15 protein-coding genes and 2 pseudogenes are annotated in these 14,022 nt (G+C 60.5%); 7 read left to right on the forward strand and 10 right to left on the reverse strand.

Translation table 11 applies throughout. The annotated features are described in order from the left end of the window. Positions 1 to 150 precede the first annotated feature (150 nt). Together QA639_RS35130 and QA639_RS35135 are read right to left on the reverse strand one after the other, a co-directional pair. Positions 151 to 674: pseudogene (locus QA639_RS35130) on the reverse strand (TenA family protein); the annotation flags it as partial. Positions 675 to 913: 239 nt separating this feature from the next. Further along, positions 914 to 2,236: a T6SS phospholipase effector Tle1-like catalytic domain-containing protein gene (locus QA639_RS35135; RefSeq protein ID WP_283088428.1), complete on the reverse strand. Its 1,323-nt coding sequence runs from the start codon at positions 2,234 to 2,236 to the stop codon at positions 914 to 916. A 672-nt stretch (positions 2,237 to 2,908) separates the two neighbouring features. Between QA639_RS35135 and QA639_RS35140 the strand changes: the two genes are divergently transcribed. Both QA639_RS35140 and QA639_RS35145 read left to right on the forward strand, forming a co-directional pair. Further along, positions 2,909 to 3,100 (forward strand): hypothetical protein, encoded by a 192-nt coding sequence (locus QA639_RS35140; protein ID WP_283088429.1) that lies wholly within the window; start codon positions 2,909 to 2,911, stop codon positions 3,098 to 3,100. Between the two features lie 538 nt (positions 3,101 to 3,638). Then, a complete protein-coding gene (locus QA639_RS35145) occupies positions 3,639 to 4,556 on the forward strand; it encodes a hypothetical protein (RefSeq protein WP_283088430.1) in 918 nt (305 codons plus the stop codon). A gap of 424 nt (positions 4,557 to 4,980) precedes the next feature. Here QA639_RS35145 and QA639_RS35150 read toward each other — a convergent pair whose 3' ends face one another. From QA639_RS35150 to QA639_RS35160, 3 genes are all read right to left on the reverse strand, one after another. Further along, on the reverse strand, positions 4,981 to 5,436 hold the full coding sequence (locus QA639_RS35150) for a hypothetical protein (RefSeq protein ID WP_283088431.1): 456 nt from the start codon (positions 5,434 to 5,436) through the stop codon (positions 4,981 to 4,983). A gap of 213 nt (positions 5,437 to 5,649) precedes the next feature. Continuing rightward, positions 5,650 to 6,003: a hypothetical protein gene (locus tag QA639_RS35155; RefSeq protein ID WP_283088432.1), complete on the reverse strand. Its 354-nt coding sequence runs from the start codon at positions 6,001 to 6,003 to the stop codon at positions 5,650 to 5,652. Positions 6,004 to 6,367: 364 nt separating this feature from the next. Further along, positions 6,368 to 6,667, reverse strand: a complete 300-nt coding sequence (locus QA639_RS35160) for a hypothetical protein (protein WP_283088433.1) — start codon at positions 6,665 to 6,667, stop codon at positions 6,368 to 6,370. Positions 6,668 to 6,732: 65 nt separating this feature from the next. Here QA639_RS35160 and QA639_RS35165 point away from each other — a divergent pair, with 65 nt between their 5' ends. Further along, entirely contained in the window at positions 6,733 to 6,948 is a 216-nt protein-coding gene (locus tag QA639_RS35165; protein ID WP_283088434.1) for a hypothetical protein, read from the forward strand. On the opposite strand, the gene QA639_RS35170 is transcribed toward QA639_RS35165, so the two are convergent. The 5 genes and pseudogenes from QA639_RS35170 to QA639_RS35190 all read right to left on the reverse strand — a co-directional run bounded on the left by QA639_RS35170 (position 6,945) and on the right by QA639_RS35190 (position 11,519). Further along, the gene (locus QA639_RS35170; protein ID WP_283088435.1) at positions 6,945 to 7,988 is read right to left on the reverse strand and encodes a nucleotidyltransferase domain-containing protein; all 1,044 of its coding nucleotides are present in this window, start codon (positions 7,986 to 7,988) and stop codon (positions 6,945 to 6,947) included. The two genes, QA639_RS35165 and QA639_RS35170, sit on opposite strands and share 4 nt — an antisense overlap. A 147-nt stretch (positions 7,989 to 8,135) precedes the next feature. Next, a pseudogene (locus QA639_RS35175) lies at positions 8,136 to 8,512 on the reverse strand (MFS transporter); the annotation flags it as partial. A gap of 21 nt (positions 8,513 to 8,533) precedes the next feature. Beyond that, entirely contained in the window at positions 8,534 to 9,715 is a 1,182-nt protein-coding gene (locus QA639_RS35180) for an MFS transporter (RefSeq protein ID WP_283090675.1), read from the reverse strand. Between the two features lie 64 nt (positions 9,716 to 9,779). Continuing rightward, entirely contained in the window at positions 9,780 to 11,150 is a 1,371-nt protein-coding gene (locus QA639_RS35185; protein WP_283088436.1) for an NAD(P)-binding domain-containing protein, read from the reverse strand. Positions 11,151 to 11,201: 51 nt separating this feature from the next. Further along, a complete protein-coding gene (locus tag QA639_RS35190; protein WP_283088437.1) occupies positions 11,202 to 11,519 on the reverse strand; it encodes an ArsR/SmtB family transcription factor in 318 nt (105 codons plus the stop codon). Between the two features lie 132 nt (positions 11,520 to 11,651). Between QA639_RS35190 and QA639_RS35195 the strand changes: the two genes are divergently transcribed. Genes QA639_RS35195 through arsH form a run of 4 tightly spaced genes read left to right on the forward strand, consistent with a single transcriptional unit; the run spans position 11,652 to position 13,987 of the window. Next, positions 11,652 to 12,179 carry an arsenate reductase ArsC gene (locus QA639_RS35195; protein WP_283088438.1) on the forward strand — a complete coding sequence of 176 codons (528 nt, stop codon included), beginning with the start codon at positions 11,652 to 11,654 and terminating at the stop codon, positions 12,177 to 12,179. After that, positions 12,179 to 12,880, forward strand: coding sequence for an aquaporin (locus tag QA639_RS35200; protein WP_283088440.1), 702 nt, complete (start codon positions 12,179 to 12,181; stop codon positions 12,878 to 12,880). Before QA639_RS35195 ends, QA639_RS35200 begins: the two co-directional genes overlap by 1 nt. Further along, positions 12,877 to 13,278, forward strand: a complete 402-nt coding sequence (gene arsC, locus QA639_RS35205; RefSeq protein ID WP_283088441.1) for an arsenate reductase (glutaredoxin) — start codon at positions 12,877 to 12,879, stop codon at positions 13,276 to 13,278. The genes QA639_RS35200 and arsC overlap by 4 nt, the downstream gene beginning before the upstream one ends. Continuing rightward, positions 13,271 to 13,987: an arsenical resistance protein ArsH gene (arsH, locus tag QA639_RS35210; protein ID WP_283088442.1), complete on the forward strand. Its 717-nt coding sequence runs from the start codon at positions 13,271 to 13,273 to the stop codon at positions 13,985 to 13,987. Before arsC ends, arsH begins: the two co-directional genes overlap by 8 nt. The last annotated feature ends 35 nt before the right edge of the window (positions 13,988 to 14,022 follow it).

A 14,022-nucleotide genomic window follows, 5' to 3' on the forward strand; every position in this document is an offset into this window, starting at 1 on the left:
CCAAATACGTGCACTTTTCGTTCCGTGCGCCGCAAATCCGCTCGATGGCGCCAGATCGACTTTGGCGGCGGTGAATGTAATAGTCGCCCACCCATCGGTTGGAGACGCTCCGACAGAGCCGCTGATTAAGAGCCTGATAATTGCCGAGGGCTATTCAACAGGCTGGCCCGCGCGCCAGCCCATTTCCCAGAAGTCCGCCTCGAGTCGGGTGGCTTCCTTGAAGATCGCAATCAGCTCTGCCTCGCGGGCCGGCGTGGCGTAGAGATTGGCAAGATGCTCCAGGTGCGCCCGTGCTTTCATCGCGACCTCTTGGTATGGCACGCCGGCGTACTCGGCGATCCAAACGCGATAGGGTTTTTCGCAGCGTTCGCATCGGGGCGCGAGGCGAGCCGCGTTGCGATCTCCGCATAGCCGATCACGCAGGGGGCAAGTGCCACCTTGAGTGCCAGCAGATCGCCGCGCATTCCCGCGTCGAGCACGTAGCGTGTGTAGGCCAGCATCTCGATGGCGGGAGAGGTTTGCTCAAGGTCGCTCGCGGAAAGACCCCAACCGGCACAGAGCTTCACATGCAGGTTCATCTCGACGTCAAGAACAGCCGAGAGGCCGGCCGCCGCTTCGCGCATGTCGGCAAGTTTGGGCGACTTGTAGACCAAGAGCGCGTAAGCGCGAGCAAAAGATCAACGGCGCCGGCGAACTTTTGTGCCAATTTTGTGCCTACGACTACTTTGACAGAGTTGATATTTACCCGAAATTTTCGGCGACCGTTAGAGTAGCTCTTGGCTACGACGTTGGATCTCGGCCGAGGCGGCGACCACCTACGCTCTATAGCTGAAGGCTGTCGTTGGTGCGCTCAGCCCGTAAAGTCGGCCTTGCGCGAGAAGTAAACTAGTTTTGGGGTCAGATTGGGCGAACCCTAGTTGTCGGGCACCGATATGCGAGGATCATCGGCCCGTACAGAAGTCCGCAGCTGAGTAGGGTCAACGTTTCTGCGCTGTGACCACTCGACGAGGTTCCGTGGACGGTATTTTGGATCGGCGCGCCAACGTTGAAAGACACTGACGTCGATCGTCTCGTTGACATTGATGTGAGTGCCGTTATTGCGGACCTCGGGCTCTGGGCCGATAGGCCTGTAAAGGGCAGGCGTGACGAGCGCGTAGAACCCCTCGCCGAATGAGTGGTACGAATCCATGATCGGCGCTTTCAGGGCATCTCCATCGAGCGCGACTTCTGAACGGAACGTAAGCCCGTGCGATTCTGCCTTTTGCATCAACCAGCGCAGCGGAGCCTGATTGAGGAGATCGTCTTCATAACCGCCTCCAACATTGGCATGCGCACCCACGAACCATCGTTGTTCAACGGACGCAAGCGGCCGCATGGACGGGCCTTTACCGTCTTTGGTGTGATGAATAGTCCACAGTGTGGGAGCGAAGTCATTGCGGTGCTCATCGATAGCGAGTGCGTGGTACCCGTTTTGGATTGGCAGGAACAATCCTGTTTGCAAATAGTCAAATTGTGAGCGGCTAATGTGCGGAATATTCCCCGCGGCCAAACCAACCGATCCGACCGTATCCCAGACGCCGACCACCTTAACTTTGGCGGGTTGTGAATATTTAAGTAGGGAATGTTCCTCGGGTGTTAGCTTACTTGTGTCTCCCGATGCCTCTTTGTCCTTCAGGGTCCAGATGCTCTCTTCGTTGCCCTTCTGGTAGCGAGCAAACAGTTGACCAAGGCCGACGGGTGAGCCCGCTTTCAGAACACCTTCGAGCGCGACAAGCCCGGACAGACTTCTGGCGGTAAAGGCGCCGCGACTGAATCCGAAAATGAAGATTTCGTCGCCGTCATTATAGTTTTCGACAAGCCACTCGTAAGCAAGGCGGATATTTTCATCGAGCCCCTGGCCGAACACGCCGCCCAGAAAGCCATTCACCCCGATCTCGTAGTAGACCATCTGGGGTTTGCCATCTTTGCTTTTGGCTGCGCATAGGGCCCGCATGCGCCAAACGTTCGTGTTACTGTCTATGCTATTCCATGTGCCGTCGAGGAAGATCACGAGGCGCTTTTGTTGCTGTTCTGCGCCTGCAAAGTTTGGCTGACCGCCACTTTTCTCCGCAGGACGCACCCAGATCCAGCCGATGGCGGCGATAGCAAGCAGGACGGCGAGCCAGTGGGCTGCTTTCTCCATCCAGCGCCAGACTCTGGAGTGAAATATCCCGACAATCGCAGAGCGAATAGACACGACGTAACTCCGAGCTTCATTCAGCGCGCATCATGCGTTCAGATTTTATACTTTGTACTTAGGTAACGTTCCCGAACGCCAGCTGTGACAGCCAATCGCATCGAAATAGATCGGCCAGCGCTTACTTTTCGCGAGCTAATTTCTACGGCGGCGTCAAGATTAATAGCGAGCCAGCGACCTCATCGGTATGCTTCGAGGGATCACAAACGGTGTAGTCATGGGCAGTGACCTTGAGGTGAAACTTCCCATCGAACATAACGGGAGCAAACGCCACGTCGACTGCGAATGAAAGCAAGGGGATCGTAAGGGAAGCGCAGCGATTCCAGCGAGAGCTGGGGGGCAGCTTTGGCGGGATATCCACATCATAATTCGCGCTGAAGTAGAACACTGATTCGCGCTTCACATTGCCTGCTACTGCTTCGGACAAGGCACGAAGGCTGCCGCGACCTCACGGACAAAACATGCCATTGATGTGATGGCCCGATCCCTCCGCTAAGCTCCTGGCCATCTCGGGACGCTCGCGAAGCGATCGGCCGACATCGTCCATGGTGATCGGTTCTTCGGCGGATCGATGCGCCCTACGTTGGGCTTACCCAACAGCAAGAATGCTTGCCCACGGGCGTTCTTGGATTGCGCACGCGCCGCCGCGTTGAATGAGCGCATGATGGCCCATTGGGCAACGCCTCCCTTCTGGGCATCGGCATCGACCGTAACCCGCCAGCCCTCGATATCGACAAGCTCTCGCGCCGCGGGAGTTCTACAAGCCGCAGCATCGACCAAAGTGCTGTCCGCAAATATCTCAACGACAACGGCCGTCAACGTGGAGAGCCCTTCGAGACGGCAAGCCTTTCAAGCTGGTTGTGAAGCGCATACCGATCAATGCGACTGCTTGAGAGGCGGTTATCGACCAGGCTCAGGCCACTGCAAGGTCTTTAGACAGTTCAGCGGGTATCCCACCTTCATGTTGAGGATACCCGTACCCCTCCAGCATGAGCGGCTTATCGAGTTCATTCTGTCACTTTACAAGGAAGCGATGGAGAAGCTTGAGAAGCACTGATGCAATGCGCATACTAAAGCTGCCCATAGGAGCATACGATGGATCAGTTTTGGGTCTACGAGAATTGGAGGCGCAAGCGCGGCGCCATTCACTTCGCAGACTGCTCGCACTGCAATCATGGCAAAGGCACACAAGCCGAGGACAGCGGCAGAAACGGAAAGTGGCACGGCCCACTCTCGCGGGAAGCGGCGTTCAAGCTTGGGGCGACAAAGCCGAACATTGGTCCCTGCAAAATTTGTCAGCCGCTAGAGACACTCACCTAACGTGTGCTAGCCTACAGAGTTTCGGCGCCTCATTCCCTCTCGGCGCCAGGACGAAGCCCCTTCGGGGGCTTTTTGGTGCAGAATGAAACTAACCGTACGACAACGCTTTCGGGAATGGTGGTTTGATCTCCGCCACAGTCGCGCCATTTCAAGGATACCCTGGTCAGCCATTCGGCGTATCGGGCAATCAAGGCTGCTCGCTCTGACCATCGTTGTGCCCTTCCTGGGCTCTCTTTTGCTTTTCAATCAATCGGTGGTCGATATTCTGACACTCTCGCCGGAGGTTGTGCGTCGTTGGTTTCATTTGACAGCGGCAGACCCAACCGACGTCGCCCATAAACTCACGGTCATGCGGCTTTATTACCTGTATTTTGGCTTAACCTTTCTCGGTGTCGGGTCAGCGCTATTCGTGTTGTTTTGCCCCTTGGACATCAAGAACTACTCCTCGGCCATCGAATACCAGACTGTCGAGGGTCCACTTGTCAGCAAACCAAAGATGACTCTCATTTTTCCCTTCGTGGCTTATCAGTTCAGCCACTGGTCAGGGGACGAATTGGACAACGACTCGCTTGGCCTCCTGCAAAGCTTGGCCCAGCCGAGCGATTTCCTAATTTTATATTCAGCAGTCATCAGCGAGATGTATGGGCGCCTGCCTGCTGACGAAGAATCTGACAGCTCTGTAGACCCGGGGAGTGACCCTGGAGACGATAATCATCCCTATGAAGACTTTCGGCATCGGCCTGCCCCCTCCAAGATCGCGCATGCCATACATTCTCCCGCGCGAATTCAAATCGGATTTGTCGAGACTTTGCTAGAGATGGCAGTCAATGCAAACTTCCGAAATGATGTGCTGGCCTTGAGCTACATGGCTCTCGATCACACCAAGCCATATCTGAGACTCATCATCGCGGCCTTCTATGGATTAGGCTTTGGCCTACTGTTGATACCAACTGTCCAGACGTTCTTCGCTCTCGCCATCAACGTTTTCTGGCGGCCCTAGAAAGGATGGTCCGCCTCCGATTCCGTTCCGCTTTGGAAGAACAAAGCCCCTCCACAGCGAGGGCTTTTTGCTGTACCACTACTGGTTGTTAGCCTTGGTGAGGCATTATGGCATTGAACTGGACGGCTATCGGGGTGATTGCGCCCGTCGTTGTTGCGGCAGTAGGCGGAGCTCACGCCGTGTATCAGAAGTACGAACCGACCGTACCCACTATTCGAGCTTTGCCGCGGAGAATTTGAAAACGGCTGCTCAAGTCACGACATGTGGATGATATGCGAAGGCGTACTCTAGTCAAGCCTCCCGAGCCGTGCTGACTTTGCGCGCTCATGCTCACGCGTCAGCGCAACCAGTATGGAAGCTTGCTCTTCAATGAGAAGAGCGTTGAATAGACCGACTATGGTCTGAGCAGGTTTCTTTGCCATGGCTAAAGCTGATAGCGCCGCACGATATCCAACGCGACCTGACGGTGAACGTCGGTCGATGGGTGAAAATGGATTTCGGTCTGAAACGGTGGCCACTGTCCTGCTGACCGGATGAGAAAGACGACCTCAGCTTCAACGGTTTCGATATCCCGCTCATTCCGGTTGACGGCGTCGACATGGCACCAGACGCTCAGAGTGGCCTTATCATTGCCGCGTCTCCACGCGTAACCGTGATACCCACCCTCACCCGCTGCTTTCCAGCCGAGCCGGAGCCGGTTGCGGATGCTCTGCTTTGTCAGCCCGACATAGACCGGCTTTCGATCGATGCTGGCGATGTAGAGCTTCGGCAGCTTGTTGGTGGCGATGCCAGAAAATTTATTGGTCCCCTTGGGGCACAGGACCTCGAAGCTGGTCGGCGTGAACGCCAGCTCATAGACCTCAGGCCCTTCAATCTTCATTCTTCACCTGTTGCTCGGCTATTTGTGCAGGATGGTCAGGATAGTCACTCCAGGCTGCACCAAGAACTTCCAGTTGCGAGCGACAAAACGGCGAACGTGAACCAAACTCTTTCTCATAGGCATAGGTCTCCTGTGGCGAGAAATGACACTCGCGGAGCGATTGACAAAGGTGCCTGAGGAGAGCGAGAACCTACGTTGTTCAGGCGGAGCGTCCTATGGGATCTCCATCAGGCGTCGGGCGGTGCTTTCCAAGGGCACCGTCCGATTTCGTTCTAAACTAGGATTCGGGTGGTTCGACACGCCGATTCGGCTGGATGCACCGATTATACCCTGAAAAATGCAGGGCGGTTTTTGACCACTTGGAAAGTTGCTTTTTTGCCGATTACCGATTTTTGGTAAAATGCCAACGGCTTGCGCTGTGAATAAATCAACGAACAACGCCATTGACATTGAATAACTTATTTTTCCATCGAAACGACCATCGCGAACATCATCGCAATCATCATTGACGGCGAATCGCAAATCACCGCTCCATGGGCAAAACGGAGCCGCCATGAACCATTTCATCCGTGCTCGACCGCCCAGGCCTTGGATTGACCGGCCGCTCACCCGCCCGTCAGAGTACCGAATGCCCCCTTTCTGGAGGCGGCGCTCAACAGCGAAATCGACAAGGCGCTGGAGCGGGAGCGGATTGGGGAGTTGGCTCTAGTGGCATTTGGGACAGCCCCTATAGTCAGCGCGTTGGGCCACTGTGCGTGGACCGCCCTACACCGAGCCTGCGGCTAGGATTTATTGAGCGCCCGTCGGTCAGGATCTTAGCTCCGCTCCGTGCCTGCCCCGAGCCAATAGCTCGATTTCGAGTGGCGCAAAGCGGACGGACGACAACAAAGCAAAAGACCCCGGGGTGACCGGGGCCTTAAACTGGTGCAGCTCAGTTATTCCCCATCGAGGCGGGTGGCGGCCACTGGACGAAGAATCCGTTGCTCGGGCACTTCGACACGTCGGGGCTGTAGCTAGGCGGACCACCGGCCCGACCGTTTGCCGAGACCGATTGGTTGGCGAGCGGACCGGACTTGAAAGTGTAGACTTGGCAGCCGGTGAATTGGCTGGCCAGCGCCGGACCGAGCTTGGCCTTGCGGATGCCGAAACCGGCGGCGTCGGCAGTGGTGGAGAGACTTAGGGCCGAAACGAATGCGAAGGTCGCTAGGCTGACGGAAATTACGTGGCGCATAAGGTGCTCCTGATTAAAAGAGGAGCGCCTACCAGAAGGTGTACCGCGCCACTAGGCACCCGTGCATGAACATCTGGATTTATTTTACGCCCGTCCTTCGGACCTTACCCCTCCCTCTCCGCCCCAGGGCGTTAGGAGCTGGGAATGATGATGATGCCGGCATCATCATCATCATCATCGGCATGTCGATGAGCAGCAGCATGCTGATCATCATCATGGTGCCGCTGATGATCGGCGGCGCCGGATATGCGGGAGCCCTTGTGGCCGACCCTGGCCGCTAGGCTCGCGCAGCACCATCTTTCTTGGCGAAAAGAGGCGCCGCGCTGTCCACCACCTCTTTCGGAAGCATCCTCAATTGCTCTGCATCGAACGGGAGGTGAGTAAGATAGTTCGCCACCAGAGCGCCTACGGCTTCAGCCTGCGCTGCATCTCGTTGGCGTTTGAGCGCCTCCCTGTCCGCCCGACGGGACAGCCAGAGCTTATGGGCGGCCCAAACCCGCGGATCCGGAGCTACGATGCGTACCGGTTCGCCCTTTTCGTCGATCGCGACCGCCTCGAACGCGGGAGCATTCTGCAGCCAATCAAGTCCTTCGATTTGCACGGCGGTCAAATCTTCCGGGTCCGAGCCGATCTTGTCTGGAGCCTTCTTCCAGGGTGGGCTATGCATCGGCTTAATCAAATCGACGAGATAGCCGTCCCGGTTTACAGCGCGGAACGTCTGCTTGGCGCGTTCGAAGCTGGTGTCCACTCGCTTGAGTATCTTCATGAGCGATGACTCAGAGACGTCGTCGTCTGCGACGAACGTAAGCCCGCCGCGCGCGTCGAACAGCAGATCGATGTCTTCCGTCGTGGCCAAGCCCGGATCGAGTCTGACGCCCGAAGAGGCCTCATAACCGTAGATCGCGTTGGTCCCGAGAATCCGAATCCCAGAACCCAACATTCCGAAGCCGTCGAGAGCGCGCATGATCCGGGCTCCAATCAACGGAACGCGGCCCAAGCCGAGCGCACGATTGACCGCGGCTTGTCGATCCATGGTATCGCGCAAGTTCTTCACACGGTCTTCTGCAGCAGCACGTTTAGCTTCGAAGTCCGCCTTCATCTTTTCAGTTTCGGGCGAACGCGCGCCGAGCGAGGCTTGCTTCCTGAGGCCCGCCTTGTCGTAGTAGCTCCGGACGAGGTATTCGCGGCCTTTCGACACCATCCAGGTCAGGGAACCCCGATGGGCATCGTAGGCCTCCTTGGCGTCCCTCAAGGCCTGGAAGCGTTGCTGGCTATTGACCACCTCGCGACGTTGGTCGTTGTTAAGCTCTTGAAAATCCATGGTTTCAACAATCCGACCTGATTTTTGACCTTGGTGTTGAAACGATTTTTATCATTTCAAATCAATAGCTTCAACAGTTCCACCTAAAATAGCACCGAACTGTTGAAACCGGGAACTCGCAGTCACCTCGCGACCCGCCTCCATCGAACCACCGATCAAGCGCACGCCGATGCGCCCGAGCGTGCCGATGGCGGCGTCGTAGAGGCCGAGCCCCATGCCGACGCCGAGCAGCAGCCAGGCCACTGACATGGTCCAGACCGAGTTCGACGCGCCGAGAAGCGCGAGCCCTGCGGCGAGAACGACGTTTGACGCGCAGAGCACCTGCCGGGACGCGAGGGCCGAGCAGTCCGGAGATCACCAGCGACCCCGAAAAGGCGGCGAAGAACCAGTTGCTCGAGATGCCGAGATCGCGGGCGATCGGATCGGCCAGGATGGGCGGGCAGATAGTAGCTAGATCCCCACGCCAGTGTCTGCGCAGTGCCCAGCGAGATGATGGCACCAAATCGACCGCGATCCACGTACATCCCCATGTTCGGCGGCTGCTATCACGCGACCGCGCCTGCTTTTCGTTCGCCCTTGCGAGCCCAAAGGAGCGCCAGCGGCCCCACCGAAATTCCGGCGGCGAGCACCACGAAGACCAGCAGCCATCCGGTCGGGCTTTGCGGCCCACCGGCGTGATCCAGCGCCAAGCCCGTTCCCCAAGCGCCCGCGGCCGAAAGTCCGAAGCCGACGGTGGAATGAAGCGCCAGCGTGGCGCCGCGATGCTCACGGGTGGCGGCCGCCGACATGCCGGCGGTCAGCGCGCCGGAATCCGCAGGCACCGTCAGTCCGTAGGCAAGGAGCAGGATTGCGAGGGCCCAAGCGGGCGCGCTCACGCTCGCTCCGAGCAGCAGTGCCACCGCAGCGGAGATAACCATCACGACCGTGATCGCTCGATGACGGCCGAACTTCAGGGCCGCCTCGTTGCCAAGAACGCTGGCGGGCATCGAGAGGATCGCGAAGACGAAGCTGACCGCGACGGGCGAAAGCCACGAAGGAGCGCCCTGATGGCCGATCACGAAGGTCCAGAATCCGACCAACCAGGTCCGGATGCCATAGAGCTCGAAGCAGTGCGCCCCGTAGCCGAGGATGTAGCCGAGCGCCTCGCGGTTCGCGAAAACCGGCTTGAAATCCAGGAGGCGCCCTTGCTTCGGCTCGGGCAGACGCTCGTCCATCAGGAGGCATGCGATCACCATCGCGACGGGTCCGACGCCCGTCACGACGAATGCCCAGCGCCAGCCCCATCCGTCCGCGATGACCTGCGCCACCAGAAAGGAAAGCCCGACTCCAAGTGAGAAGCTCGACGTGTACAGCGTGACCGCCCGCGACGTGTCGCCGGTCGGCAAGCGATCGGTGAGCGCCTTCAAGCCGGGCATGTAGGCGCCAGCAAAACCGATGCCCGCCAAAGCCCAGATGACGGTACCGGACCAGAAGCCTTGCGCGAGCACACCGAACGCGACCGTCGCCAGTCCGCTGACGATGGAGCCACAGAGTAGCACCAGACGCGCATCGATCCTGTCGGTGAGCGTCGTCAGCATGGGGACGGCGAGCATGTAGCCGAAGGCATAGCCGCTCGCCATGAGGCCGCCCTCCGCAGCGCTCAGCCCCCAGGCGGGCATGAGATGCTGCGCGAGGTTGGCGGAGAGAGCGACGTGCGGCAGCAGATTCCCGATCTGTCCGAGGCACATCGCGACGATCAGCGATCGGCCTTCCAGGCCAGTGCTTCGGCCACTCATCGTCGCGCCCCGCCGATTACGAACATCCGCATCCGGCGGCGCCGGCCTTCTTCGCGCTCTCATCAGCCGCGCAGCAGGCAGATGCGTCTCGCTTCGCGGGACCTCCGCAGCATCCGGATGCGCCGACGCTGCCCTCGACTCCGCCGCGCGTACAGACGCCGGTCTCCGGCAATTCGAGCTCGACGCGTTCGGCGGCCTCTCTGTCGCCGGCGATGTCGGCCGCGATGGAGCGGACCTGTTCGTAACCGGTGAGCATCAGGAAGGTCGGGGCGCGCCCATAGGCCTTCATGCCGGCGAGATAGAAGCCGCGGTCGTCCTGCTCGAGCTCGCGCGCGCCGTGCGGCCGCACGTTGCCGCAGCTATGTTCGTTGGGATCGATCAGGGGCGCCAGCGCGACGGGCGCGTCGATCGCCGGGTCGAGCCGCAGCCGGATCTCGCTCAAGAAGCCGAAGTCGGGACGGAAGCCGGTCGCGACCACCAGTTCGTCGACGACGATGCTGCGTCCGCAGCAGGTGGACGACGTCGCGACCCGAAGCCGGCCATCGGCCTGCGTGACGGCCGCGACCGGAAAGCCGGCTTCGACCTGCACCTGACCCGAGGCGACGAGTGACGCGAAGCGGGCACCGAGCTCGCCGCGGGCTGCCAGCTTGTCGTTCGCCCCGCCCCCGAAGCTTTTCTCAGGATTGCTGCTGCGAAGCAGCCAAATTGGCCGTGTCCCCGACCCCTGCTGCGCGAGGGTGACCAGATCGGTCAGGGTGCCGATGGCCGAGTGACCACCCCCGAGCACGGCGACGGTCTTGCCGGCATAGCGCGCGCGGTCCTTGCCGAGCACGTCGGGCATGCCGTAGGCGATCTTCGCCTGCGCCTCGCGTTCGCCGATCGCGGCCAGGCCGCCGGCGCCGGCCGGATTGGGTGAGGCCCACGTTCCGGACGCGTCGATCACGGCGTCTGCCTGCAGCGTCTCCGGGCCCTTGCCGTTCTGGAAGCGCACCTCGAAGGGCGCGGCCTCGCGCCCCTTGGTCTTCGCCTTGTCGAAGCCGAGGCGCCCGATGGCCGTGACGCGGCTGTTCGTCCGGATCAGGTCGCGCAGCGCGGTCTTGGTCGCCAGCGGCTCGATGTAGCGCTCGAGGAGCTCGGCCCCGGTCGGGTAGACGTGCGGATCCGGCGAATTCCAGCCGGTCGGCGAGAGCAGGCGCGCCGCCGCCTTGTCGACGTTGTATTCCCAAGGCGAAAAGAGCTGCACGTGCTGCCACTGCCGCACGGAGTGGCCGGCTTCGGGTCCTGCCTCCAGCACGACCGGCGTCATGCCTCGCTCCATCACGTGGGCCGCAGCCGCGAGCCCGACGGGACCCGCGCCGATGATGGCTACCCTCTTCGCTTCGCTCATGGCGTATTCTCCCATGAAACTAGAATGATCGAAATTAGGGGCCCGCGAAGACTACGCGGCGCTCTTCGTCTCCTTGCATGCGGCCTCGTCGGCGCAGCACTCGGCGACGAGGAAGTCGACCAGCTCGCGCATCGTCCCGTAGTTGGCGTGGCAGACGAGCGTCGTGGATTCGCGGACCTGCGTGATGAGGCCCACCGTGACCAGGGTCTTGATGTGATGCGAAAGCGTGGATGCGGCGATCTTCAGCCGATCCTGCAGCTTGCCGACGGGCATGCCGGGCTCGCCGGCGCGGACAAGGGTCCTGTAGATCTTGAGGCGCGTCGGGTTGCCCAGAGCTTCGAGGTGGGCTGCGGCGTCGTCGAGCTTCATAACGGTCTCATGACGGATTTGTTACGTTGCTCCTACCATAATTCCAGAATCTTCGAAATACAAGCCCCTTTTCGTTGACCCCCGGACAATACTTCGATAAGTCTCGACATGTCGAATTTGAGGGGAAGCGCCATGAACGACCGCGTTTACAACGTCCTCTTCCTGTGCACCGGCAACAGCGCTCGCTCGGTCCTCGCAGAGTCCATCATGCGGAAAGATGGGCGAGGTCGCTTCTGCTCGTTCTCCGCCGGTAGCCAGCCGAAGGGGCGCATCAATCCGTTCGCCCTCAAGGTCCTCGAGCGGGAGAACTACCCGATCGACGGGATGCGCTCGAAGAGTTGGGAGGAGTTCGCCAAGCCCGACGCGCCGGTGCTCGACTTCGTGTTCACCGTCTGCGGCAGCGCCGCCGGCGAAAGCTGTCCGATCTGGCCGGGCCAGCCGATGACGGCGCATTGGGGCATCGAGGACCCGGCCGCGGTCGAAGGCACGGACATCGAGAAGGAAGCTGCATTCTTCGAAGCATTCCGGTATCTGAAGAACAGGATAGGTGTCTTCGTCAGCCTGCCGCTGCGCGGCATCGATAGGCTCTCCCTGGGCACCAAGCTGCGCGAGATCGGCCGCATGGACGGAGCTACGACCCCTCACCCAAAGGCAGGCTGATGGATAAGTTCGATCTCTCCCGGCGGCTGGCCGCGGAAGCCCTCGGGACCGGCATTCTCGTCGCCACCGTCGTGGGATCCGGCATCATGGCCGAGACCCTGACCAAGGACGTCGCGCTCGCTCTCCTCTGCAACACGCTGCCGACGGGCGCGATTCTCGTCGTGCTGATCACCGTTCTCGGACCGATCTCCGGCGCCCACTTCAATCCGGCCGTCACCCTGGTCTTCACCGGCAAGCGCGAGCTTCCACCGCAGGAAGCCGTGCTCTACGTGATCGCTCAGATCGCCGGCGGCATCGCCGGCACGATGGCGGCTCACCTGATGTTCGCTCTGCCGCTGATGGACTTCTCGATGAAGGTCCGCACGGGCGGCGCGCAATGGTTCGCCGAAGCCGTCGCCGCCTTCGGTCTGGTCGCCACCATCCTCGCCGGCATCCGTTTCCAGCGGACGGCCGTTCCCTGGCTGGTCGGCCTCTACATCACCGCGGCGTACTGGTTCACCGCTTCGACCTCGTTCGCCAATCCGGCGGTGGCGATCGCCCGCTCGCTGACGAACACCTTCTCGGGCATTCGCCCGACGGACCTGCCGGGTTTCATTCTCGCCGAGCTGGTCGGCGCTTTCGCCGGCATGCTCCTGATGAACTGGATGCTGGGGCGGCCGAAGGCGCGCGGCCCGGTACCGATCGCGGAGACACCACGATGACCGTCACGATCTATCACAATCCCGACTGCGGCACGTCCCGCAACACCTTGGCCATGATCCGCCAGAGCGGCGAACAGCCGGCCGTCATCGAGTACCTGAAGACGCCTCCGAGCCGCGAGAAGCTGGTGGAGCTGATCGCGGCCATGGGCATACCGGTCCGCGCCCTGCTGCGCGAGAAAGGCACGCCATACAAGGAGCTGGAACTCGACGATCCGAAGTGGACCGACGACGCTCTGCTCGATTTCATGATCAAGCATCCAATTCTGATCAACCGACCGATCGTCGTGACGCCCAAGGGCGTGAAGCTGTGCCGGCCGTCGGAAGTCGTGTTGGACATCCTGCCCAACGGGAAGATCGGCCGGTTCGTGAAGGAAGACGGTGAAGTAATTGATGCCTGAGCTACCAAACCTGCCGAACCTCTCGTCCGCCGTATCGCTTCCCGATCTCTCGCGTCTAAGACCGGTACCGTCCACCCACAAACCGCGGATCCTGCTGCTGTACGGATCCTTGCGTCAACGCTCCTTCAGCCGCTTCGCGGCCGAAGAAGCTGCGCGCCTGCTGGAGGCATTCGGCGCCGAATGCCGGATCTTCAATCCGTCCGGGTTGCCGCTGCCGGACGACGCGCCGGCGGACCACCCGAAGGTCGCCGAATTGCGGGAACTGTCGGCCTGGTCCGAGGGACAGGTCTGGAGCAGCCCGGAGCGCCACGGCAGCATCACCGGCATCATGAAGGCCCAGATCGACTGGATCCCGCTGGCGATCGGGGCCGTGCGCCCGACCCAGGGCAAGACCCTCGCCGTCATGCAGGTGAGCGGCGGCTCGCAATCGTTCAACGCCGTCAACCAGCTCCGCGTGCTCGGCCGCTGGATGCGCATGATCACGATTCCGAACCAGTCCAGCGTAGCGAAAGCCTACGAACAGTTCGACGACGCGGGTCGGATGAACCCGTCCCCGTACTACGACCGCATCGTCGACGTGATGGAAGAACTGATGAAGTTCACGCTGCTGACGCGCGATTGCTCGGCCTACCTCACCGACCGATACAGCGAACGCAAGGAAGAGGCGACCAAGCTGCAGGAACGGCTCGCCTTGCAGAGAGCTTTGTAAAGCCGGCCGGCCCCGACGCTTGTTCGGGGCCGCTG

It is taken from the genome of Bradyrhizobium pachyrhizi (assembly GCF_029714545.1).
Taxonomy (GTDB): domain Bacteria; phylum Pseudomonadota; class Alphaproteobacteria; order Rhizobiales; family Xanthobacteraceae; genus Bradyrhizobium; species Bradyrhizobium pachyrhizi.